Origin of the sequence: Pseudoalteromonas neustonica (assembly GCF_001653135.1) — a bacterium.
Classification (GTDB): domain Bacteria; phylum Pseudomonadota; class Gammaproteobacteria; order Enterobacterales; family Alteromonadaceae; genus Pseudoalteromonas; species Pseudoalteromonas neustonica.
Genome location: NZ_BDDS01000005.1, coordinates 89,343 through 114,507 on the forward strand (window position 1 = coordinate 89,343; position 25,165 = coordinate 114,507).

Below are 25,165 nucleotides of genomic sequence, written 5' to 3' on the forward strand. Positions count from 1 at the left end.
GTTTATTGCTCTCTAAGCGCACGCATAGGGTCAGCATTAATAATACGCCATACTACCAAAACAATGGCAATAAAGACGATAGCAATCAATAAACTAGTGAATATTGTTAGTGCTTGCCAAGAAAATGCTGGCAACATAGGAATTGCTTTTTGTAGCGCTAAATAAAGACCGCAGGCGAGGGTAATAGCAATAGCTAGCGCACTCAGTAGTAAGCCATTAAAGCTTTTTAATGTTCGCTTCATTAGGTTAATACGGCTTGCGCCGGTTGCCATGCGTATTGCAAGTTCAAAGCGTTTTAATTCTGTAAAGCTCATCGCCATACCATTACTACCTACGGCTGCAAGTAGTAAAGTTAATAGAGATAACGCACTGATAAAATAAAACTGTACGCGCTGCGGCATTGTTTGTTCTGCCCAGCGCTCATCAAGTGTGCGTGCATCTACTTCAACCACTTGTGGGTGAGCATATTGAATCGCTTGCATAATGGCATGTTTGTCAAAGCTCTGCCCTGGTGGTAGCTGCATAGCAATATTGATCCCAAAATTAGCATTATCGTGCGAATAACTGTAAAGCATAGTTGGATAGCCCTGATCTTTTGCCATCATGGTGTAATTGTCTGCGATTACTCCAATAACTTGACGATTAGAAACTTTTTTACCTATTACCGATTCAATCGTGCCATCTGTGGACAATTGCTTGGCAAAGGTTTCGTTGATCAATGCCACAGGCTCTAAATTTAGATACTGCGTTTGAGTCATATTCTGCCCTGCTAGCAAATTGAGCTTATAGGTCTGTAAATAATCAGGCGCAATATTAATCGTCATATAGGTAAAGCGCTCTTGTGTTTGCTCATCCTCAGTCATATTTATGACGGTATTAAAACTAAAGGGTTCGCCTTGGCTTTGTAGTGGGGTGATATTGGGCTGCACTTGGAGGATTGCTTGCTCAAGTTGATTTTTTATTTCGAGCGCCCCCTGATAGCGTTGCTTAGTTTTTTGCTCTGCGGCCTCAGGATCTTGTGCGACTTGCGCTACTTTTTCCTCAATTTCAGCACTGTCTAAAATCGGATCATCGTTACTTTGTAGACGTACATTGGCTATTAGTGTATTTCCTGGCTCAAAACCTAAGTGAATATTTAGCTTATCGTAGGCGGTATTTGCCAGCATAGCGGTGCCCGTTAAAATAACCGCAGCGGAGCTTAACTGTGCAATAAATAACACTTGACTAAGACGGGTCACTTTACCTGCATTGACACCCTTATTACCGTTATTAAGGTTGCTAATTAGTTGTGTTTGATCAAACTGACGGGTTGATAAAAATGCAAAAAATAAATTTATCGTCAGCACAATTGCAACCGCAACAGCAATAGTTATTGCATCAATTTGCACTAGTTCAAGCATCGCGATATTACCACCGCTGATGATAGGTAATAGCCTAATCAGCCAAGCGGCACCTAACAAACCTAATACTGCGGCGAGTAAAAAGGTGCTCAGGTTTTCTAAAAAGCTCATTACTAATAATTTGTTGCGTGATGCGCCCATACATAACTGTGTGGCAAATTCTTGTTCGCGTTGTTGGTAATGGGCAATAAATAGGTTTAGTAGGTTGAGGCTTGCCATTACGAGTAAGATGACCACAGTTGCTAATAAAAACAACAGCATGGTTTGCTGATCTTCCATCAGGTTATCGCGATATAAGGTTGCCGTGCTTTCTGGGGCCATGCTCTCAAACATTTGTTTCATAGGGCCAAGCTGTTCACCTTGGTCAAGATAATACTGCTGCCAAAAACTCTCCATGTCATCGGCCGTAAATGCACGTTCGGTTTGGCGAAATAGGGGCTGCAGGCTGCCATCTATCGTCATTTGTGTAGGCATTGCTGCTTTTTCGGCTAAATCATAATAACGCCAAACTTGTTGAGTATATTTTTCATCGTTATCGGAATTAAACGATGAAAAGTCACTGACCACTCCGCGAATTTGCACCGATGTGGCGTCTATTTGTAATGTTTGACCTATTGCATTTACGTTTTTTTGAAATGCGCTTTGCCATAAACTCTCAGAGATCCACACAGAGTTTTGAGTATTTACTTTGTTTGGTTGTTCACCTAGTAGCAGGGTTCCTCCGACCATGGTCATAAAGTTATTACTGGCATCAAAACGTGACACTGGGTAATTCGTTTCATGCACTTTTACCGCACTTTCGTCAGCTTGGTATGCAGCAAACCGGCCGTATCCTTTGTATTGCTCAGCTAATAGTGCCAAGCGCTTAGCGGTAAACATAGAAACACGCATGTCTTGTGAAACCGCCATGGTACGGTTAATGACATACAGGCTGTTTTCGTCTTTTATATCAGGTAAAGGTTTAAAAATAAGATGGCTACTCATGGCGACAACAGCAAGCACCGCTGCCAACGTTAAACTTAACGTAAGTAGAATTGGCAGTGACAAACGTGGCAATGTAAATAGCCGTAAAACACCGTGACGTAATGCGCGTAGATAAAAACTCATGCAACGGCCTCCTGATGTTCAACCAATACTTTACCATCAAATAAACGGATTTGACGCTGTGCCATTTGACTGTAACGTTCATCATGCGTCACCATAACAACGGTGGCACCTTGCTTGTTTAAATCAAGTAACAGTTGCATTACAGCATCGCCGTTTTGGCTATCTAAGTTACCGGTTGGTTCATCTACTAGCAGTAAGTCAGGGTTGCCTACTAATGCGCGAGCGATTGCAACGCGCTGCTGCTGTCCGCCAGATAACTGGTTTGGTTTATGATCTAAGCGTGCACTCATGTTTACCGCTGCTAGCTGTTTCTCCACTGCGGTTTTTATTTCTTTGCTAGATGTGCCGCGGTGCTCCAATGGCAATGCCACGTTTTCAAATACAGTTAGGCTATCAATTAAATTGAATGACTGAAATACATAGCCAATATGCTTGTTACGTACGCTAGAGCGTTGATCAACTTTAAGGCTATGTGTATCAATATTGGCTAATTGATAATGGCCATCAGTTGGCGTATCTAGCAGGCCTAATATACTGAGCAAGGTTGACTTTCCACAACCTGAAGCCCCTGAGATAGCGATGAATTCACCTTTATTGATAGTTAAAGATACATCTTGTAGGGCATGTGTTTTTACTTGGCCTTTACTGTACACTTTATTGATATTGTTAATTGTTACGAGTGCTGTCATGAGGTTTTCCTTAAAGTTTTGAAGTATCTAGGGCCAAGTGGGTGTAAGTATGCCATTGGCTTAAATCATTTGTGATAATTTTTTCACCCGCAATAGCCCCGGTGGTAATTAACAGCTCAGAGCCTGTTAATTCGCCAAAGGTGATTTGCTGTTGTTGTAGTTGTGGTTGGTTGGGAATTTGTTTGTATAGTCGTTGTGCGCCAAGTGGTTTTAAACCGGGTTGCTGGCTCACATATAATGCATTCTCTTTGCGCTCAACGAATACCAATGCATTGACTGGTTGTGCTGGGCGTAGGTTTGAAGGTAGTGGTTCGCTCAGATGTACTTCGGCTACAATAAAGCCATTTTCGACTACAGATGCCAGCTGTTTAACTGTGCCTTTTAGCGTGCCATTGGGATGCTTTAATTCAACCGTAGCACCAAGTTGAATACGTTCAGCAATACGTTGTGGGATATTCAGTCTTGCCATTAATTGTGTTTTTGAACCAACGCGCGCCATTGCTTGCCCTTGGTTTACCCGCTCTCCAAGTTCAATATCTAAACGTTGTAGGGTGCCTGCAATCCCAGCGGTGATAGTTAATGCCGCAACTTTGTTGCTGACTAAATCGACTTGTTTTTGTTGCTGTGTTAATAGAATTTTCTGTTGCTCAAGTTCTAACTTGTGCATTTCTTTTTGTTTTTCAAAGCGGTAATTTGCAAATTCTAGGCGTTTCTTAAGTTGATTGTGTTTAAGAATGGCACGCTCTAAATCAATTTTGGCAGCAATACCTTGATCCGATAGGCGCTGGTTTACGTCAACATCTAACTTAGCCCCTTGTATCTGACTATCAATATCAGCCAATTCGGCTTGGAAGGTTAATTGCTCGTTTTGTTTTTGAAATTTAAATGAGGCAAATTCAGAATGCATACGCTCAAGTTTGGCCTGTGATTCAAACAATTGCTGTTGTAAATCAGGATTAACTAACTTCGCGATAATAGTTGTTGCTTCTACATCAGCACCTGCTCGTAAATAAATCTCACCCACTTGCCCTGTTGCTGGTGCGCTGATCAGGCGTTCATAGCGCGATGCGTATTGACCATACACTGGCGTCATAATATCAATATCGCCTTGCTGTACAGTAACTACATTGAGCGTGTTAGCGCTAAGCTGTGGTGTGGTCGGTTTAATAGTGAAATAACCGATACATGTGACAGCCACAAGCGCTGCAATAATTAGCACAACTTTTAATGTGTTCGGTTTTGTTTTTTGGTCAATATTGATATTCATTATCTACTCATCATCTTGGTTGATACTGTAGTTAATGAAAGTTTGATGCCAAAATTAAATTTATTTATATTTCAATGGTTTGGTTGTTTTTGTGGTGTTTTTTAGTAGATGTGTGTTCGATATCGAACACGGCTGTGTTCGGTTTTGAATACGCGTTACTCACCCCAGGCTTAGTTAACAGGCTTGGGGTGAGTAATCAGAGTGCTGATTAAGTAGGCTTAAAAGCGGTAGCGGATTTTTGCGACAAAATTATCGCCAGTGCGCTCTCCCCAACCTTCACTAAATAACTCCAAGTTAGCCTGATTTAAGTCATTCACCGAACGTCCGCCTCGGCTGTAGACTAAAAATATATTTGATAGTGGCGACAGCTCATAACGATAGCGAATTTGCATACGAGTGGTAGAGCGCGAGAAGTCATTGGCTACCGCATTGCTAGCGTATAAGTCGCCGTTACTATTAATACGCTGTGCTTGGCCATCTGTACCTGTGGCACTGATCCACTGAAAGCGTACTCTTAGTTCTTGTTTATCATCAATAGTGGCATCAAAATCAATGCTGTTATTAAGCTCTTTAAAGTTATAGCGAGCCAGTTGATTATCTATCCACAGTAAACTGTCTTTTTCCTGTTCTGCCCACAAGCTCCACGATATACGATAATTATCAGTGAAGTAATAACTGGGATGGTAATGTAAGCTGGTGGCTTGGCCGTCAGAAAAAGTGTCTTCATACCCTAAACCAATATGGTGGCGAAACTTGTTTTGATTACCAAAGTTATATTCAGTAAAAAATTCGTAACCTGACTCGGTATTGAATATACCATTGCCACGACTAGTACGGTCATCTTTACCTGAGGTGATATATTCAGCGCGCCAAAACAAAAATGAGGTATCTTTGTATTCTTCATTACCGCTGAGAAATATAAAGCTTTTTAGATGATCGCCTTGGCTGTTGTAATCAACTCGCGCAGCAAGTTCAACACGGCGCTGCTTTAATGAATCATCGGCACTAAAGTCTGTAAAATAACGCTCATTAGAGTAGTAAATACGCTGTAAATCATTGCGCGATAAAAAGCCTAGATCGTTAACGTCATAATCATCAGTGTAGCGCGTTAAATTAAGTCGTTGCTGCCAGTTATCATTAAATTTATGCACCACATTAAACCATGCGCCTTGGCCTTGTGTGTCAGGCTCTTGTGTGTGTTTATTATCAATAAAACTGCCGCTGAACTGACCCTGTATTTGTATGCTGTCACTGACATCTGTTCTAAAATCAATAGTGTGTACTTGCGCTTCTCGCCCTTCGCTGGCTCTATCTGCGTAAGTGGCTAAATAACCAACTTGTGCTTTTGCGAACTTATATTGACCTCTGGCTGTAGCAAAACGACTTGCGTCTAAACCGCTGTGAGTATCGTCTTCGATAACCATCATGGCACCAAAATCTATGTTTTGACCATTGCGGGTGTATTTTACTGCAGCATCAATATCGCCATCAACACCAATGCGCCGTGTATGCACTAATCGCAACCCTGCATTACCTTGCAAGTCGAACAGTGACTGGTTTTCAGTGAAGAAAGAGCGACGTTCGGCAAAGAATGTTTCAAATGGTGAAAAGTTAACGACGAGGTTATCAGATTCAACTTGGCCAAAATCAGGGTTTAGCGCCACGCTTAATTGCTGGCTCGCATCTGGTCGCCAAAATATATCAAGACTCAGATTGCTGCTATTTTTGCTGTTCAACATATCTCGTTGATACATTGCGGAGCCGAATATTTCCAGTGATGAACTGGCAAAATTATCAACGCTAACAGTACCAAACTCGCGGATAAAATCAGGTTGCTCACGAGATGTAGGCACTTGGCTGTAGCTACTGTCAGATTTGACGTCGTGACGACGGACAAAAAGGCCAAGCTGACGTTGTGCGCTGCTTGCTTGTGCCATGGGGGCAACTGACCAAGGGATTAGATATTCAGCAGTCCAGCTGTTATCAGTTTGTGTGGTTTTACCAAACCACGTACCGTCCCAGTCGCTTTTAAAGCTATTATTGTTTTGCCAAATGCCATCACGCATTGAGCCGCCGTTGCCAAGAATAAAGCCATAAGCGGTATTTTTACTGTTGTCAAAATCAATGATGAGTTCAATATAGTCACTTTCAAGATTGCTATCGCGGGCTGTACGCATGGCTGTTTGCTGTGTTTTAGGTTGCTGAGCAATAACTGCAACGTGAATGCCTTCTTCACTCGTAAAGTATTTCACTTCAGAGGCAACTGGCGCAGCCGCGAGACTAAAAGGTCTAATTGTTTTATTTAATACTAATGTGTGCGCTGTTTGCCACTGCACTTCATTTAATTGGCCGTCAACTTCCATTGCGCTAGTGTGTTGAGAAAAAAGGCTAATAGAGCAGGCGAGTGCTAAGGGGGCGAGGCTAAAATGAATTTTATTTTTTTGCAACCAAGTTTGGGGGAACCGAGACAAACCAGTCATAACTATTCCTGTCATTTAATTACCGAGTATTTACTGGCGCGTAAGTGAAAGTAATGTTGTTAGGTTAATTTACGCATAAATATCAATAATTTGGTGTTATAAAAAGACCGTACTTTTTTATATTGATCAAGACGATCATATAATAAAGGTACGGTCTAACGACTTATGCTTCTAGTGCTTTACTAATTAAGCGGTCTATATACTTTTTATGTGCTTTAGTTGCCGTATCTGCTCCCCACGCAGTGCTGAGATCAGCAATTTGGGTTAGTTGATAAAGTGCGGCTGTTTTAGCTAGGTTATCGTGCTTGCTTGTCTTGCCCAGTCCGGCAATAGCAATTAGCTGATTTACATATTCAATTTGTAAATTGTGGCTGATTGAGTTCGCTCGTTTACTATCGACAAAAATGCTGGCTGATAACTCTTCCATAAATTGACTAAGGCTGTATTGGTTACCATAAAGTGCGGTGTCTGAAATACGCTGCATTACAGCAGGGTGTAGCAGCTGCGATAACACTGATTTTTGCATGCCTAAAATCATTTTATGCGGTTTAGGATCTTCATTTTTACCGTAATGATTAAAACCACGACGCTGCTGTTGCATGAAGCTATAAAGTGGCTTCATGCTAGTTAGCACGTCCGGTGCAAATACGTTTTTAGCTAAAATTTGCATCGCTTGCTGTTGGCGTTCAAGTGGCACTGGTGTATAAGGTGCAACCGCCTCATTCCCACCTACTACAGCACGCTCTACATACACACCACCAATTTGACGAGAAATCACATTAGCTTGTGTTCTGTATTGACCAAACAAGCTGTTTGCCGAGATTAGCAGTTGTTGATGCGATTCACCTTCAATACGGGCTTTATCTTTAAGTTCAGTAAACAGCTTATTGATTAGTGCCATTCTGTCTGCGCCATATGCTGCAGGATTAGACGACATATCACCAATCATAACGCGTGGGTCAATATGGCGACCTGGCGCACGCATATCATCAGCATCATTACCAAAGGCAAGTTTGTGTTCTGTTGAGCGGGCTAAGATGGCTTCTAGACGTTGTTGTTCAGCAGTATTATCTGGTTTGGCTTGGCTGTAACCAAATTCTATGGCCCAATCATCGTAAGGACCAGGCTTAGTTTGGAAAATGTCACCTTGTGTCATGCCAATTGGTGCGATATTAGCTGGGGCATAATCCATAACAGAACCCGTCACGATCCCTTGCGTTTTTGTTTTGTCATGTACGTCTTTTTCATTCCACAATATAGATGACTTCATGTTGTGGTTAAGGCCCAGTGTGTGGCCGACTTCATGTAAAACTAACTGTGTAAGACCCTGGCGCAAAATTTCTTTATCTTCAATGCTGGCACCTGTTGATAGGCTATTTGCAAGCATCATATTTTGTTGAATTTCATGACCAAGAGAGCAGTTTAGTTCACCGGTATTTGCATGTTCATTACTGTGGCTCATAGTGCCTTGAGTAAAGAGCGTGTCGTAAATCCAGCGGTTTTTCATAAACACAAACTCAAGCATGATGTCTGAGCCGAGGATTTCGCCGGTTAACGGGTTTGCAAGTGCAGGGCCGTAACCACCAAATGGAGGCTTAGGTGATGAAGTCCAACGTAGTACGTTATAATTTATATCGCCCGCATCCCAATCAGCATCATCTGGTTGTATTTTTACTACGATGGCATTTTTAATTCCCGCTTTTTCAAACGATGTATTCCATGCAAGCGTTGCCTTTGCAATGGTGTCACGCCATTCAACTGGTGTGGTATTTTCAATCCACCATGTGATCGGTTTTACTGGCTCTGATAATGCGGCGCTTGGATCTTTTTTCTGTAAATCCCAGCGTTTTATCACATCTTTATATGGTGCCCAATCTGGCGAAGTCATTTGATCAAATTGGTTAGTAAAGTAACCAATGCGAGCATCATCAATACGCGGTTGATAGTTATTGTCAGGTAAAGCTACAAATGAATGTTGTACTTTTACAGATACATTGCGAGGGTCGCTAACGGCGCTTGAGCCACGAACACTTGGGTTAGCATTTTCAAATACATAATCTACAACAATATCTAAGTTATTAGCATAAGGGCGTTGTTTTATAATGCGCGATTTTTTATCACTTAATTTGCCGACTTTAAAACGTTTTTTAGCGTTTTTGTCGTTTGGGTTTGGCCATGGCGATACTTTATGTAGCGCTTCGCTTAGAAAAAGCTTATCTACATTAAAAGCGATTTTGCCTTCTTCTTGTTTTTCAATTTTAATACTAGCGAGTACCGCTTCACTGATATTGGCATCGGCTGCTTTTGCAATTGCGCTGTTTGCATCAAACTGGTAACGCGGTGTTTTACTAATAATATCAATACGGTCAAAGTACTTTCTAAATTCAATTAGCTTGGTTTCACGGTATGCGCCGCGAAAATGTCCAGCATCAGTCACGCCATCAACAGTATGTGCGAAATACACAAATGGCGTATCAAGTTGCGACTCGTTAATCACCATTAAGTGATCGCCAGTTTTTTCGTCTTGGTATAAGCTAAAAATACCAGCGAATTCAGTTTTGTTTTTAATTAATTCAGCAATAGTTTTACTTTTTTTGTCATCTTTTTTATCGGCAGCTAATGTGTGGCCGCTGGTTGCTAATGCTAAGCTCAGTGCTAATGTGAGTGTAGTTAATTTCATTTTTATATTTCATTCAGCTTGTAAAAAATTTAGGTAATAGTACCGAATAAAATTAATGAAAAAAGAGAACCGCGATGAATGCTGTTGCGTTCAATGTAATGTGTTGATTTTAATATTTATTTTATTGTAACAAAATGTTCAAAAAATGATTTCTAAAAGATAAACAGAGTAAAATATAAGCGTTCCTGTTTTGGTACATGAATTGTAACAGTTGCTTACAAATGTCACGTTAATGTTTCATTTAGCTCTGTTATTATACTGTCAGTGAAATTTTAAGGGGAATAATAATAATGCGTACAGGTATATTGAAATGGATACTTCCTTTTGTCGCACTAGGCATAGGTATTGTCGGCTTTGTGGGAATAAATGCAATCGCACAAGAGCCAGATAAGAAAGAAATCGTAGATACACGACCCACTGTAAAAGTTGAGCCTGTCTCGGCTAACAATCACCAAGTGGTTATTAATAGCTATGGCGAAGTTAAGCCACTTGAAAGCACACGCCTTTCTGCACAAGTGTCGGGTGAAGTGGTGAGTTGGCATCCAAACTTTGTTGCAGGTGGCATAGTTGCCCGCGGTGAAACATTGTTTAGTATCGAAAAAGATAACTACGAAGCAGCCTTATTACAGGCTGAAGCAGAGCTGGCCCAAGCGCAATCGAAACTAATTGAAGAGCAGGCGCAAGCTCAGGTTGCTGGCGATGAAGCAAAGCGTTTCCCTGGTAAAGTGCGTACCGCATTATTTTTACGTGAACCACAAGTATTAAGTGCCCAAGCATCTGTTAAATCAGCTCAAGCTCGTTTAAAGCGAGCGCAACGTGATTTAGATAATTGTGATGTAACAGCCCCTTATGACGCACTTATTGTTAGCCGTGATATTGGTGTTGGCCAATATATTAATATGGGTTCTCAAATTGGAGAATTAAATAATATCGAACAAGCAGAAATCATCATTCCTATCGCTGGTTTTGATAATGTATTTTTACCTGAGCGCGTAAAAGGTATTACAGCAACAGTGATTAAAACAGGTTTACATGGTTTTACTCGCCAAGCAGTAATAGATCGAGATCTTGGTGTGATTGATAACGCAACGCGTATGAGTAGTTTAGTGGTGCGTATTGATGACCCATATGGCCTTACAAATAAACAACCAGCAATTAAATTTGGCAGTTATGTACAAGTAAACTTTGCAGGGACGATGTTGCAGAATATTTATCGTTTACCGCAAGAGCTGGTTAATAATCAAACTGTATGGATTGTAAATGAAGAGCAGCAATTAGAGTCACGTACAGTGAAAGTAATTCGCGAAGAGGGTGAATACTTTTATATCAGCGATGGATTAGAAGCGGATGATCAACTTGTTGTTACTTTACCTGAGTACCCACAAAAGGGTATGGCAGTAAAAGTTGCGGGTGTTCCAGACGTTAAAAAAAGTGATGCGCTAGATAGTGCAGCCACAGAAAAATTATAAAAGGGTGACTGCGTTATGAATAACACTGAATTACCCAGCTCAGATCAACCAAGTGTTGATCCTGTAAGCAAAGAGAAGCAAACAGGTATAATTGCCTACTTTGCGAATAACTCCGTTGCCGCAAATTTAATGATGTTTTTTATCATTTTGATGGGTGTTATAAGCTTTTTTACGATGCAACGCCAGATGTTCCCAAACGTTGAAATCAATTATATTTCTATTAATGCTAATTACCCGGGGGCGTCACCTCAGGAAATGGAAGAAAGTATCTTAATTAAGATTGAAGAGTCTTTAAAGGATATTACCGAAATCAAAAAAGGTGTCTATCGCTCATTTCGTAATGGCGGTAGCGCGCAATTAGAAATAAATACTGATGCTGAATTAAGTGAAGTGCTTGATAAAGTTAAGTTGCGCGTAGATGGTATTGCAACTTTTCCTGCAGGAATGGAACCGGTCACCATAAGTCAAATAGAATTCCGCCAAGATGTGATTGGTATGACTTTAGTTGCTGACTTACCATTGAGCGAGCTTAAGCCGATTGCCAATCGTATTGAAAGCGAATTACTGCAGTTATCAAATGTGTCGTTGGTTGTTAATGATGTACCGCTTGATGAAATTGCGATTGAAATCGAACCTGACACATTGCGCCAGTATAATTTAACGTTAACTGACGTCGCAGGTGCGATACGTCGTTATTCAGCTAATTTTTCAGCTGGGCAGTTAAAAACAGACTCGGGTGTTATTTCAGTACGAGTTGAAAACCAATTTTATTCAGGTGAAGAGTTCCGTCAGATCCCCGTTAAAATAGGTGAAAATGGTGCTAAAGTATTACTGCAAGACATTGCAGTAATAAAAGACCAATTTACTGAAGGCGAACGTTACTTTAAGTTTAACGGTGAAAATGCAGTTTACTTATCAGTAAAGGCAACCGAAGATCAAAATATGATCCCAGTTGCAGAGTCTGTAAAAGCGTATATTGATCAAAAAAATAAAAATCTTCCATTAGGTGTTCGACTAGAACCGTTAATGGATATGACCTACTACCTAAATGCCCGCCTAGACATGATGCTATCCAATTTATTGCAAGGAGCGGTATTGGTCGCGATTATGTTATCAATATTTTTGCGCTTTAAATTGGCGTTATGGGTAATGATTGGTTTGCCAGTTTGCTTCCTTGGCGCGATGATGATGATGCCATTATTTGGTGTGACCATAAATATTATTTCACTCTTTGCCTTTATAATGGTGCTAGGGATTGTGGTGGACGACGCCATTGTCATCGGTGAAAGTGCCTACACTGAAATAGAGAAAAAAGGTGGCGGTGTAGTTAATGTAGTCAACGGCGCAAAACGTGTGGCGACCCCTGCAACTTTTGGCGTTTTAACAACCATTGCAGTATTTGCCCCGTTTACGTTATCAAGTGGTCCTGAGAGTGCTTTCTTTTATGGTATCGCCGTCATTGTGATTTTATGTTTAATATTTAGTTTGATCGAATCAAAGCTAATATTGCCAGCGCATATTGCACACACGAACTTTCCGCCTATCGATCCGAATGGTTGGCGAGCGCGTTTTAATAATCGCTTTTTTGGTTTTGTAAATGGCCCTTATAAGCGCTTTGTTGTGCGCTGTGTTGAGTGGCGTTGGGTGGTACTGTTTGGTTTTATCGGGATGTTAATTTTTACCTTTGGATTAATTTCATCAAACCAAGTACGCATGGTTCCTACACCAAAAGTACCGCACGATTTTCCACAAATTAACCTAGAGATGAACGATAACGCTTCTGATATTCAAACGATTACTGCTATTCGTGAAATCGAAGCCATGGTACTAGAAGTTGATAAACAAACTGAGCGTGAGTTTGGCCAAAAGATTGTTCGTGACGTATTAGTATTTAATCAAGGTCGTACTGAAGCCCAGTTACTTGCACCGTTGGTTGAAGAAGATTTACGCCCATACAATGCGTTTGAGCTTTCACGTCGCTGGCGTGATGCTATGCCAAATATTGCCGGTGTAAAATCACTCACAATCCAAGATGACGTTAATGGTGGCGGTGGTGATGGTGAGTTTGGTTATCTATTATTTGGTTCTGATATCAACACTCTTAATGAAGCTGGGCGTCGCTTTATTCAATTATTGCAACAACAAGAGGGATTGTTTGATATCAGCTCAACCATTGACCCTGCGAGCAAAGAAGTGCAAATGAGCTTAAAGCCAGTTGCCTATGATTTAGGCTTGGATTTAGCATCGATTGCTAATCAAGTTGGGGCGAGTTTTTATGGTGGTGAAGCGCAGCGTGTTATTCGCGGTGGTGAAGAAGTACGTGTAATGGTGCGTTACCCAAAACTCACTCGTGAAGCTTTTTCATCGCTTAAGCATGCAGTGATCACAACTCCGCAAGGCCGAGAAGTATTACTTGGTGATGTGGTTGAGCTTACAGAAAAGCCAGGTATCAGCTATATTCGCCGAGAAGGTGGTTACCGTACAGTATACATATATGGCAGCATCGACGAAGAAGTGATAGAGCCAAACGAAGTGGTTAAGCAAGTGAAAGAAAACCTACTACCGCAGCTTAAAGAAGAATACCCAAGTGTTAAGTCTGAGCTAGGTGGTGCTATAGAGGAACAACAAGCACAAGCTAATGAGCAGATCATGTTCTTTATTGGAGGCATGTTTTTAGTTTATATTTTGTTAGCGGTTCCACTAAAAAGTTACGCACAGCCTCTTATCGTAATGTCGGTTATTCCGTTTAGTTTAACGGGAGCAATTTGGGGTCATTACTGGTTTGGTTTAGATATTAGCTTAATGTCAGGTTTTGGCTTAATTGCTGCCGCAGGTGTTGTGATCAATGATTCATTGGTTATGACTGACTTTGTAAACCAAGCGCGTCGTGCTGGAGTGAGTATTAAAGATGCTGTAATTGAAGCGGGTTGTGCGCGCTTTAGGCCTATTTTACTTACTTCAATTACTACGTTTGCTGGTGTATTACCGATTATGTTTGAAACCAGTTTACAGGCTAAATTCGTAATACCAATGGCGGTTGCTCTTGGTTTTGCTGTTATGTTTGCAACCCTGATTACACTCTTATTAGTACCGTGTTTGTACATTATAATGAGTGACGTAGGTGGCGTATTTAGAGGCCTATTTAGAAAAATAAAAGGCCTATTTTCACGTAGGAAACAACTTGCCTAAAGAAAAACAACTCAAATCTAATGAGTTATAAAAGCCAGTGCATTACGCACTGGCTTTTTGCTTTTTAAATCGATACTCAGGCCACCTTTAACAGTCGGTTTTTAATTTTTATAGGTGTTAAGGGTTGGTTTTTTATTTTGATTACATTCTTTTGTTTGATTTGTGATGCAGCTCACTTTATAATCCACCTGTATTGGCAAACTAATCGAAAGGTTAGGACGCAAAGTTTCCGGTCTAAGGTTTTAGCGTGCTAAAACTAAGATAGCGGAGCCGTCGCACGGCGTTATTACACCCTCACTGTGTGCCATTTGTCCTAAAAGTAATAAAAAAGTATTTATTTTATCCGTCAAATGATGGATAGTACCTATTAGTGATTCTTAAGGTGTTGCTTTGTTTATGCATACGTCATTGGCTTGCGGAAAATGGATGCCAATTGGTTGCTTAAATCACCATACCCAATTATTTGTGGGTGATAGGGTGACGGTAACCTTTTTTGACATGCAAGGAGAGCTAGTCGGTTTATCATTTAACTACCAAATCACCAGCGCTGAGCAGGGTGAGCCACACAGTTGGCCGCGTTTTATTGCCGAATACATTAATACACATATACCGCTAGTTGAAGCAGGTAAAATGACCGAACAAGGGCTAATCGTTGCCTATCGGTCAAATCAAATTTACGCCCTTGAGGGGTGTGGAATTGAACGTGCTGAAATAACGTTTCATTGCATTGCAAAGTGCGATGACATAAAAACAGACAAACCAGCATATGATTATGTTTACCCAGAAAAAAGTAATGACTATAATGCCGGCGTTAAAGTATTACAGCCAAAAACAGGTTTAATTTATAAATGTAAGCCTTGGCCTTTCAGTCAATTTTGCAAAGTTAAAGAAGAAAATAACCCACTTTATGAGCCTGGTGTTGGCCAAAGTTGGAATTTAGCTTGGCAGCAAGTTTCCCCCTAATGCTATTTGGCATTTTTTGGCCCACTCATTGAGTGGGCTTTTTTATGCGCATTTAAAAATTATGGTAGACTCAGATTCTCAAAATTTTTTATTGGTTTTTCTGTGGCTCAATCAAACTTATCGTTGTCTGTACTTTCAAATGCGCCGGTTGCACATAAGCAGCCGCATACTTTAACAACACATCAAAAAACACGAATTGATGATTACTATTGGATGCGTGATGATGATCGCTCTGAGCCTGCGATACTTAAACATTTAGAAGCCGAAAATAATTATTGCGATCAGCAACTCGCAAAAATTAAGCCTTTTCAAACACAATTGTTTGAGGAGCTAAAAGGGCGAATTGTTAAAGATGACAATACCTACCCGGTAAAAGATGGCGAGTATTGGTACCACAGTGAAGTACGTGGCGATGACGAATACTCTCGCCATTACCGTAGTCGTTCAATGACTACGGCAGATAAACAATTGCTATTAGATGTAAACCTACTTGCTGAAGGTTTTGAATTTTACGAGTTAGGCGAGGTGGCGATTAGCCCAAATGAACAACTACTTGCTTACTCTGAAGATACCGATGGTCGTCGTATTTATGTGGTTAAATTTAAAAAAATTGATAGCGATGGTTTGCTTGAGGATGTATTAGAAAACACCGAAGGCCAAGTTGTTTGGGCGAACGACAATAAGACGGTTTTTTATGTTAAAAAAGATCTTAAAACCCTGTTGGGGTATCAGGTTTATCGCCATGTATTAGGTACACCACAATCTGACGACGTATTAGTGTATGAAGAACAAGATCGCAGCTTTTTTATGGGGTTAGGTAAAAGCCGCGATGAAAGCTTAATTATTATTGATTTAGCGAGCACTGAAACTAATGATATGTGGGTGTTAGATGCTAATCAGCCTTGGGGCGAATTTGCTCAGTTGATGCCGCGTGAAGAAAGTCATGAATTTGATATCGATAAACTTGATGACACATTTTATATTGTTACTAATTGGCAGGCAAAAAACTTTCGTTTAATGACGGCAACCGCCACCACTATTGCGGATAAGATGCAGTGGCTTGAGCACACGCCCCATCGTGCAGAGGTACTTTTAGAAGGTGTTGAAATATTTAACGATTTTTTAGTGCTGACTGAGCGCGAGCAAGGACAAACGCGTTTTATTGTTATTAATAAACAACAGCAACGAATGACGTTAGAATTTGATGACCCTTGTTACTATGCCGCTATCGCAATGAACCCAGAGCATGATTCGCACGTGGCACGTATTTATTATTCAAGCCTGACAACACCGGGTTCGCTGTATGAAGTCGATTTAAATAACGGTAAAAAGGCCTTATTAAAACAACAGCAAGTTTTAGGTGACTTCGATCCTGAAAATTACGCCTCAGAACGATTAATGATAACAGCACGTGATGGCGTAAAAGTACCCATATCTCTAGTGTATCGTAAAGACACATTTAATAAAGATGGAACCAATCCACTTTTTCAATATGGTTATGGTGCGTATGGTTACACCATAGATCCTAGCTTTTCGAGCACTTCACTTAGTTTGCTAGATCGTGGATTTGTATATGCAATAGCCCATGTGCGTGGCAGCGAAATGCTGGGGCGAGATTGGTATGAACAAGGTAAAAAAGAGCATAAGCAAAATAGTTTTAATGACTTTGTTGATGCAACTAACGCATTGGTAGCTCAAGGTTATGGAGCACAAGATAAGGTTTTTGCCTCAGGTGGTAGTGCAGGTGGTTTATTAATGGGATCCGTCGTTAATCAAGCACCAGAGCTTTACTTAGGGGTTGGTTGCCACGTGCCATTTTTAGATGTGCTGACAACGATGCTTGACGAATCAATCCCTTTGACCACTAACGAATACGATGAATGGGGAAATCCAAATGACCTTGACTATTATAATGTGATTGATAAATACTCACCGTATGACAATATAAAGGCACAAGCATACCCAAACATATTGGTCACGACAGGATTGCATGATTCTCAGGTTCAATACTGGGAGCCAATGAAGTGGGTGGCTAAAATGCGAGAATACAAAACAGATGATAATATTTTAGTATTTAAAACGGATATGGATGCAGGCCATGGTGGTGCATCTGGACGCTTTAAAAGCTTAGAAGAAAAAGCGCTGGAAATGGCATTTTTTATTAGCTTAGCTAAAATTTAACTACCATATGAGGTACTAAAATGTTTGGCGCGCATGGTAATTGGCAATACTCCATTGAACCTCCAATAATTTATATTAAAATCAGTGGATGCTTTAATCGTGAAGGTGTGATTGCGTTCACTAAAGAAGTGTTTGATGACCTAGCCAAGTTACCACCTAATTCAATAGAGCATGCCGTCATTAATTTAGCAGACTTTGAATTAGTAACGGCCGATAGCTTGGAGGTCGCACAGGCATATTTTCATGGTGTAAAAGCGCGAGGCTATAAGCAAGTTGATTATATTCAACCAAACTTAATAGCTCAAAGCCTGCTTGAGAACATTTGGCGTGAAAGTGGTATGGATGTACGGTATCACGCTAGCTTGCAACAATATACGCAGCAATATCCAGAGCATATTTATGTAAAAAACTGGCTTTAATTAAGCGGTTTGTAATATCGTCGCTAAGCTATTTTTATAACGCCTTGAGAGATTGAGTTGCACGCCATTTTTTAGTTTTAGCTTATAGTCACCACTATCGGTGGCTGTCAGCTCAGAAATAACAGCTTGCTTTACGAGTGTTGAACGATGAACTCTGATAAACCCCGCAGGGGCGAGCTGTTGCTCAATATTTTTCATCGTTTCACGGTGTAATACAGCGGCATCTTGTTGCCAAAAATGCAGCTCGACATAATTTCCTGCGCCATTAATCCAAATAATGTCGTCTATTTCAATGAGCCTCACTTTCCCAACATCTTTAACTATTAGGTGTGAATTTAGCAATGGTTTTGTAAGTTGATGTGCTTGCTCCATCGCACTTGCTAAAGGGCATAGATGGATAAGTTTTTCAAAACACTTATTTAGCCGTGAAATAGGGCTATGTGTAGTAATAAAATCGACGGCACCTATCTCAAAAGCTAAAGTCGCGAGCTTTGGATCGTCAGCAATAATAACTAATTTAGCGTTTTTACTCAGGTCAACAAGTTGGATCAGTAGGGTCGGTTGTGGTGCCTCGGATAGTTGCAGCAATATGACATTAAATTGGCTTGTATCAAGTTTCTCTAATTGCTCTAAGGTTGTTGATGTATGGGAATAAAAATGCCTGTTGCCATCAAGCTGTATATCAAGCAGAGCATTGAATTCTTCATCGTTAACGAGTGTTAAGGCATTAAAGTAAGCAGTAAACATTTGATATTCTCATTATATATTTAACAAAGAAGACCTGAATTATCCCAATTTCATTCATATTAAATTTAAAATGTTAATTTTGTTGTATGTGTTTTATTGCTCGATCACATCAAACCCGCCTGTTGCACCACCAACTATGCGATTGACGTAATAACGATAGAGTGAATTTTTTTATTTCCTTAGTGTTATCGCTTAGTAACATTTTCGTTACTTAGAAAAACGATAATTCAGGGGAATTAATATGAAAATAACAAACAAAGCTCATGCGGTTGCATTTAAAAAATCGTCATTAACAATCGGGCTAAGTGCAGCCTTATTTAGCGGTTTATCATTTCAAGGTGTGGCGGCCGAGGCAAGGACCGCTGAAAAAGTCGAGCGTATCGAGGTTACAGGCTCCCGTATTAAAAGAGCGGACATTGAAGGATCATCACCAGTTACGTCGATTGGTCGTTTAGCTATTGAGTCTTCAGGGGTTCAGAACATTGGTGAATTATTACAAACAGTTGCTCAGGCCGATCTATCAGGACTAACACAATTAACGAATAACACTAATGGTAATGATGGCTCGCAAACTATTTCATTACGAAACCTAGGGGATAACCGAACACTCGTTTTAGTCGATGGCCGTCGATTTTTAGCTTTAGGTGGTGGGCAAGTCGATATTTCACAAATCCCAATAGCGATTGTAGAGCGTGTTGATATTTTGGCTGATGGTGCGTCTGCAGTATATGGCACTGATGCAATCGCAGGTGTAGTAAATATAATTACTAAAGATGGATTTGAAGGTGTTAGCTTAGATGCAAGCATAGGTGCAAACTTTGAAGGTGATGGGGAATACAAGCAAGCGGGTATTTCGATTGGTACAATAAAAGGTAATACCTCGTTATTTTTGAATATCTCAAAATCAGAAGAAAAAGAAATAGGCGCTGGCGATAGAGAAATATCACAATATCCTGTTGCTTATATACCAGAGCGCTTTGGTAGTGCTTTTGGTCTTTATGGTATTTTTGGTACTTCAGACGGAAACTTATCTTTAGATCCAGCAAAAGAAGGTGATGGTATTCGCACCGCCGATGATTTCGAACCATTTGGGACAAAGCACCGTTATAATTTTGCACCAACTAACTATTTAAAAACCCCTTCTGATAGGTTTAACGTTTTCGCAAAGGTTAACCACGAGTTTTCAGACTCGCTGAGAGCTTTTGTTGATTTTACATATAACCAACGAAAATCTGTAACGCAAATTGCAGCAGTGCCGCTTACCGCAGGTTTTTCAGGGCCACAGTGGGAAATACCTTTCAGCAAAGATAGTATCTATAACCCATTCGGTGAAGATTTGGCGTCCTTTGGTTTTAGAACGCTCCCAATTGGCCCGCGTACAAATATTCAAGACTACGATACATACTTTATTACGGGCGGTTTTGAAGGTGAGTTTGAAGTTGCAGATCGAGTATTGCTTTGGGATGTGTCAATGTCCAGAGGTGACTCAAGTCGCAGTGTAAAAGGTCAAAACTACGTAAATTTACAAAATTTAAGAAATGCAGTGGGACCCTCGTTTATCGCAGATGGTGTTGCACAGTGCGGTACCGCTGATAATACAATTGCGGGTTGTGTACCATTGAATATTTTTAATGGGGAAACTGGTTTTACAAGCGAAATGGCTAATTACATTGGTTATGAATTGAATGATCAAGTGAATACTGGCACGACTAACTTTGCTGCAAATATTAGTGGTGAGTTATTTGAGTTACCAGCAGGTTGGTTAGGGTTTGCAGCGGGAGTAGAAAAACGTACAAATACTTTCGTTGATAGTCCTGATGCATTAATCGCTGCGGGTTTAAGTTCAAGTAATTTCAGAGAACCAACCAACGGTAGTCAAACAGCTGAAGAAGCCTATTTTGAATTTGCAGTACCATTATTAGCTGATTTACCTGGCGTACAACAGCTGGATATTAGCCTTGCAGGGCGTTTTGCTGATTTTGAAAATAGCGGGTTTGTAGGTGTTGACCCAGTAACTTCAAATTTTGATAACGAAAGTTTTAAAGTTGGTTTTACATGGCGGATCTATGATGATCTGATGTTACGCGGTAACTATTCAGATACATTTAGAGCTCCTTCAGTAGATAACTTATTTGCAGGTGGCGGCGAAGGTTTTCCATCAGTTCAAGATCCATGTAATACAACGCAATTTGGGCTGCAGTTACCAGATGTTCAAGCACGTTGCTTAGCGGATAATGTACCAAGTGGAGGTTCAACTCAACCTACAGGCCAGTTACGTGCTTTAAATGGTGGTAACCCTGAACTTAAACCAGAAGAGGGTAATACTAAAACATTCGGTATTGTTTATAACCCAAGTTGGCTTGATGGTTTTGATATGACTATCGACTATTACAAAATAGAGTTAGAGGACGCACTCTCATCTATATCAGCAGGGGGAATGCTTGATCGCTGTTATGTTCAAGGTGAAGAAGAGTTTTGTGGCTTCATTGAGCGCCGTGAAGATGGCCGAATAGCGACTGTACGCACATCACAATTTAACTTAGATCAATTAGAAGTTGAAGGGTATGACTTTAATGCTAACTACCGCTTTGATACGCAAGATTTAGGTAATTTTGTGTTTCGCTTAAATGGCTCATATACAGATAAATACCGCTCAGCAGGCGTAGGTGAAAACATCAATAGTGCTAATAACCGAGTTGCATCAATTAATAGTGATATTTTACGCTGGCGTGGTACCTTTAATACCACATGGAGTTACGATGATTTAACAGTTACTTGGGGTATGCGATATACCAGTAACTTGATAGAATCTTGCACTATACCTGATAATTTTGTTGATGATGGCTTGGCAACGCGGGAGCTTTGTAATCAACGTGGCAATCCTGGTGATGAAAATGAAGCTGGGTTCAATCGTATCGGAAGTGTTGTTTACCATGATTTATCAGCGAGCTATACACTACCTTGGCAAGCAAGTGTGCGTGTAGGTATGCGTAATGTCTTTAGAAAAGAGCCTCCAATTGCCTTAAATCCATTTGCTAACTCATTCTATTCTGCTCATGATATTCCTGGTGGAACATGGTTTTTGAACTATAAACAGGACTTTTAATTTAACTTTTAAGATTTAGCTAAAGCCTCACTATTGTGAGGCTTTTTGTTATTTATGAATAAGTGGTTACGTACACGCTTGCCGTTTAAACCTAAAAAAACGCCACTGGTAACAGTGGCGTTGTTGTTATTTAGTTAAAGGGTAGTATACAAATTGAATCGCTTATTATTTAACGATTTATCCCTACTTGAGCCCTCTAACGAGGGCTTTTATCTATCCGCAAAAGGCTTAATTTAAGTAAGCTTTTAACATCCAAACAAGTTTCTCTTGCTCGGTAATGTAATCGCCCATTAGTGACGCTGTCCCTTCATCGCCAGCATCACCAGCTTGGACTAATATATCGCGCTGCATTTTAATCAGTGTGCTGTAACCTGCTAGCAGGTTTTCTACTGCGGCTACTCCATCACTGATGTTTTTAGCTTCTTTAATTTCACTAATTTTAAGGTAGTCAGAAAACGCATGAAGTGGTGCGCCATCAAGCGTTAAAATACGCTCTGCAATTTCGTCTACTTTTAAAAGTAATAGATTATAAATTTCTTCAAATTTCACATGTAGTTCAAAGAAATTACGACCTTTAATATTCCAGTGAAAACCACGCGCATTCATATACTGAATTTGGTAACTACTTAGCAGTGTATTAAGTGACGTTACGATATCTTCACTTTTTGCACTGTTAAGGCCAATAGCATTTACCTGTGACATATTTTTCTCCTGAACAAATTAATAAGATACTTTCGAGCTGTTGATAAAGAGTATCAGCCATTTTTTGTAATCTGTAAAATGGTTGAAATCGATAATGTTGATAGTTTTTACCTATTAATGTGGCGCTGATTGAAAATTCAATAAAAGCGACCCTAATTAATGAACTGGGGGCTTATTTAAGAAAAACTACCCCAGGAGTTAAATAGTCGTTTATTGGTTAAAATAAACTCAAAAAGATGATCTAGAACAAGCTTTATATTGCTGAGTAATAAGGCAGGTAAATAGTTTGATTTAGGTCAAAATCGGCATTTACAGTCGGCGCATAATCAAACTAGATTAATTACTAGGAGATTTCACATGCAGGCTAAAACACAAAAAGAAAGCAAAATGGAATTGGTTGTTGTGGGTATCGCTTTACTGGCATTTGTTGTCGGGGTGGTAGGCCACTTAGCGGGTGCTAGCTTTGCTAATTTTGATACATTTGGTTATATCGCAGCACCAACACCGTTGATTTTAGGGATTATCGCATTTGTTGCTTACAAAGTAGCAGCGAGTGCAGAAGATTAAATGAGCAACCCAACAATGTATTTCATTACTTGGCGTGAGTAGATCATACCGGTGTGACTTAAGTGAAACACCTTATGTTCTGCCATGCCATTGAGCTTAGTTTCATCAAGCAATACAGTACCATCTGATTGGCTGCCCTTAGCAATAAGCGGCATTAACCCAATAGGCAGATCGCCAGCAATACTATAAAGTTTAGCATTAAACGGCCAATCACCATTTTTAGAGAGTAAAAACTCAACGCTGTTTTTTAAAAATGCTTCAAACCCTTTTTGCTGCATTTGCTCTGCAATATGGCTGCCTTTATGCGGGGTTCCCAGCGTAATAACCTTCTTCACATTTTGGCTTTGGTGCGAATTTGCTTCAAGATAAGCGCGCGCCACTAACCCACCCATTGAATGGCACACCAGTGCCGTATTTTTATTATCTATAAAAGTATCAATTTGAGCAAAAATAGCATCGCGATCAGGGCTGAGCGTATTATAAGACAGGTTAAGAATATCTAGGCCTGACTTTTTTAAACGAGAGCACAGCGGGCGCATTACAAAGCCTGACATGTACAAACCATGTAATACTACAACTTGTTGAATTGCCATATACGCCCTTATTTAATAATGCTTACATTAATTGCTGTGGTTTTATCTCGATATTTGTATTATCGGTACTTACCCATACTTCGCCATCTTGAACAGTCATTGTCAGCGAAATGTTACGATCAACTAATGCTGCAAGCGCCTGCGTGGCAGTAAAATCTAAACTAAAAATACTTAAATTTTTAAAATCATACAACTTAGGTTGGTGTTTTTGCCACCAAATTGCTTGGTTATTTTCACCATATGTATACAGCACCACTTTTTTAGCTTTATTACAGGCTTTTTTAAGGCGTTTTTCATCAGGTAAACCGAGCTCAATCCACAGCTCAATCTCGTCACTGTAGTTTTTATGCCACACTTCTGGCTCATCGTCAGCCGATAGCCCCTTGGTAAATTCAAGGCCATCACACGCATTAAGTGCGTACGCAAGTAAGCGAACCATCAAGCGTTGATCGTTTTCAGAAGGGTGCTGCGCCAAGGTTAAATTAAAATCTTGGTAAAGGTGGCGGTCCATATCGCTAAGCGATAATTGCGCTTTAATAATCGTAGATTTAAGAGCCATAACAGTTTATTTGAAAAAATTTGCGCCAGTATAGCGCAATTACTCGCCGAGCCAGTTAAAATAGCACTAAATTATCTGTAGGAGTTTAAAATGGCTATCCAGTGGTTCCCTGGGCATATGAATAAAGCCCGTAATGAAATTAAAGAAATAATGCCACAAATGGATGTGATCATTGAAGTGCTTGATGCGCGCATTCCTTACAGCAGTGAAAACCCGATGGTGGCGACGTTGCGTGAAGGCAAGCCGGTTATCAAAATATTGAACAAAGCCGATTTAGCAGATCCTAAAATGACGCAAATTTGGAAGGATTATTTTGAGCAGGAAAATGGCGTAAAGGCTATTGCGTTTGGTAACGATAAAGCGGCTGAGGTTCATCGTATTAACGAGCTGTGTAAAAAGTTAGTACCGCATAAAGTGGGTGCTGATAAGCAAATTAAAGCCATGATTATGGGTATACCTAACGTTGGTAAGTCTACCTTGATCAATGTGTTAGCAGGTCGAATTGTAGCAAAAACAGGTAACGAGCCTGCAGTTACTAAAGCCCAGCAACGTATTAAGCTTGAAGATGGCATTATGCTTTACGACACGCCAGGCATGTTGTGGCCAAAAGTAGAAAACGAAAACTCGGGCTACCGTTTGGGCGCAACTGGCGCTATTCGTGATACCGCGATTGAGTATGAAGAAGTGGCAAGTTATACGGCTGAGTACTTGTTACGTGCTTACCCGGCACTTTTAAAAGCACGCTATAAAATTGATGAATTACCAGAGAGTGATTGGGAATTTGTTGAAATGGCTGGCAAAAAGCGTGGTTGTATTCGTGGTGGTAATCAAATAGATACTTATAAGATGTCTGAAATTCTAATTAATGAATTACGTGATGGCATTATTGGTCGTATCACTATGGAAACGCCAGCCATGCGTGAAGAAGAAGAAATAATGGTTGCAGGCTTGCGTGCAGCAGCTGAAGCTAAAAAAGCGGCTAAAGAAGAAGAGAAAAAACAACGTCGAGCGCGTGCGCGTAAAAATCGCCGTTAACTAGTTGTTAAG

General features: G+C 40.3%; 17 protein-coding genes and 1 riboswitch. Of the genes, 8 read left to right on the forward strand and 9 right to left on the reverse strand.

Annotated features, from left to right (window positions below; all coding sequences use genetic code 11):
* Positions 1-2: 2 nt before the first annotated feature.
* The 5 genes from A7967_RS09180 to A7967_RS09200 form a co-directional block, all read right to left on the reverse strand.
* A complete protein-coding gene (locus tag A7967_RS09180; RefSeq protein WP_064435641.1) occupies positions 3-2,507 on the reverse strand; it encodes an ABC transporter permease in 2,505 nt (834 codons plus the stop codon).
* Positions 2,504-3,196: an ABC transporter ATP-binding protein gene (locus A7967_RS09185; protein ID WP_054205856.1), complete on the reverse strand. Its 693-nt coding sequence runs from the start codon at positions 3,194-3,196 to the stop codon at positions 2,504-2,506. The genes A7967_RS09180 and A7967_RS09185 overlap by 4 nt, the downstream gene beginning before the upstream one ends.
* Positions 3,197-3,206: 10 nt before the next feature.
* Complete coding sequence (locus tag A7967_RS09190) at positions 3,207-4,463, reverse strand: HlyD family secretion protein (protein ID WP_054205857.1); 1,257 nt, start codon at positions 4,461-4,463, stop codon at positions 3,207-3,209.
* A gap of 218 nt (positions 4,464-4,681) precedes the next feature.
* On the reverse strand, positions 4,682-6,943 hold the full coding sequence (locus A7967_RS09195) for a DUF5916 domain-containing protein (protein WP_054205858.1): 2,262 nt from the start codon (positions 6,941-6,943) through the stop codon (positions 4,682-4,684).
* A gap of 163 nt (positions 6,944-7,106) precedes the next feature.
* Positions 7,107-9,623 (reverse strand): zinc-dependent metalloprotease, encoded by a 2,517-nt coding sequence (locus A7967_RS09200; RefSeq protein ID WP_054205859.1) that lies wholly within the window; start codon positions 9,621-9,623, stop codon positions 7,107-7,109.
* A gap of 290 nt (positions 9,624-9,913) precedes the next feature.
* Here A7967_RS09200 and A7967_RS09205 point away from each other — a divergent pair, with 290 nt between their 5' ends.
* The 5 genes from A7967_RS09205 (at position 9,914) to A7967_RS09225 (ending at position 17,844) form a co-directional block, all read left to right on the forward strand.
* Positions 9,914-11,092, forward strand: coding sequence for an efflux RND transporter periplasmic adaptor subunit (locus A7967_RS09205; RefSeq protein WP_054205860.1), 1,179 nt, complete (start codon positions 9,914-9,916; stop codon positions 11,090-11,092).
* Between the two features lie 15 nt (positions 11,093-11,107).
* On the forward strand, positions 11,108-14,281 hold the full coding sequence (locus A7967_RS09210; protein ID WP_054205861.1) for an efflux RND transporter permease subunit: 3,174 nt from the start codon (positions 11,108-11,110) through the stop codon (positions 14,279-14,281).
* A 185-nt stretch (positions 14,282-14,466) separates the two neighbouring features.
* Positions 14,467-14,559, forward strand: a riboswitch (cyclic di-GMP riboswitch).
* Between the two features lie 118 nt (positions 14,560-14,677).
* A complete protein-coding gene (locus tag A7967_RS09215; protein WP_054205862.1) occupies positions 14,678-15,244 on the forward strand; it encodes a hypothetical protein in 567 nt (188 codons plus the stop codon).
* Positions 15,245-15,346: 102 nt separating this feature from the next.
* On the forward strand, positions 15,347-17,425 hold the full coding sequence (locus tag A7967_RS09220) for a S9 family peptidase (protein ID WP_054205900.1): 2,079 nt from the start codon (positions 15,347-15,349) through the stop codon (positions 17,423-17,425).
* Between the two features lie 20 nt (positions 17,426-17,445).
* Positions 17,446-17,844 (forward strand): hypothetical protein, encoded by a 399-nt coding sequence (locus tag A7967_RS09225; RefSeq protein WP_054205863.1) that lies wholly within the window; start codon positions 17,446-17,448, stop codon positions 17,842-17,844.
* Here the strand turns inward: A7967_RS09225 and A7967_RS09230 are convergent, their stop codons facing one another.
* Positions 17,845-18,591, reverse strand: a complete 747-nt coding sequence (locus tag A7967_RS09230) for a LytR/AlgR family response regulator transcription factor (RefSeq protein WP_054205864.1) — start codon at positions 18,589-18,591, stop codon at positions 17,845-17,847.
* A 241-nt stretch (positions 18,592-18,832) separates the two neighbouring features.
* Between A7967_RS09230 and A7967_RS09235 the strand changes: the two genes are divergently transcribed.
* Entirely contained in the window at positions 18,833-21,697 is a 2,865-nt protein-coding gene (locus tag A7967_RS09235; RefSeq protein ID WP_054205865.1) for a TonB-dependent receptor domain-containing protein, read from the forward strand.
* Between the two features lie 228 nt (positions 21,698-21,925).
* Here the strand turns inward: A7967_RS09235 and A7967_RS09240 are convergent, their stop codons facing one another.
* A complete protein-coding gene (locus A7967_RS09240; protein WP_054205866.1) occupies positions 21,926-22,399 on the reverse strand; it encodes a Dps family protein in 474 nt (157 codons plus the stop codon).
* 357 nt (positions 22,400-22,756) lie between these two features.
* Between A7967_RS09240 and A7967_RS09245 the strand changes: the two genes are divergently transcribed.
* The gene (locus A7967_RS09245) at positions 22,757-22,966 is read left to right on the forward strand and encodes a hypothetical protein (RefSeq protein WP_054205867.1); all 210 of its coding nucleotides are present in this window, start codon (positions 22,757-22,759) and stop codon (positions 22,964-22,966) included.
* Here the strand turns inward: A7967_RS09245 and A7967_RS09250 are convergent.
* Entirely contained in the window at positions 22,963-23,559 is a 597-nt protein-coding gene (locus tag A7967_RS09250; protein WP_054454354.1) for an alpha/beta fold hydrolase, read from the reverse strand. The genes A7967_RS09245 and A7967_RS09250 overlap by 4 nt on opposite strands.
* 22 nt (positions 23,560-23,581) lie before the next feature.
* On the reverse strand, positions 23,582-24,118 hold the full coding sequence (locus tag A7967_RS09255; RefSeq protein ID WP_054205869.1) for a YaeQ family protein: 537 nt from the start codon (positions 24,116-24,118) through the stop codon (positions 23,582-23,584).
* 90 nt (positions 24,119-24,208) lie between these two features.
* On the opposite strand from A7967_RS09255, the gene ylqF reads away from it, so the two are divergent.
* Entirely contained in the window at positions 24,209-25,153 is a 945-nt protein-coding gene (ylqF, locus tag A7967_RS09260) for a ribosome biogenesis GTPase YlqF (protein ID WP_054205870.1), read from the forward strand.
* Positions 25,154-25,165 lie beyond the last annotated feature (12 nt).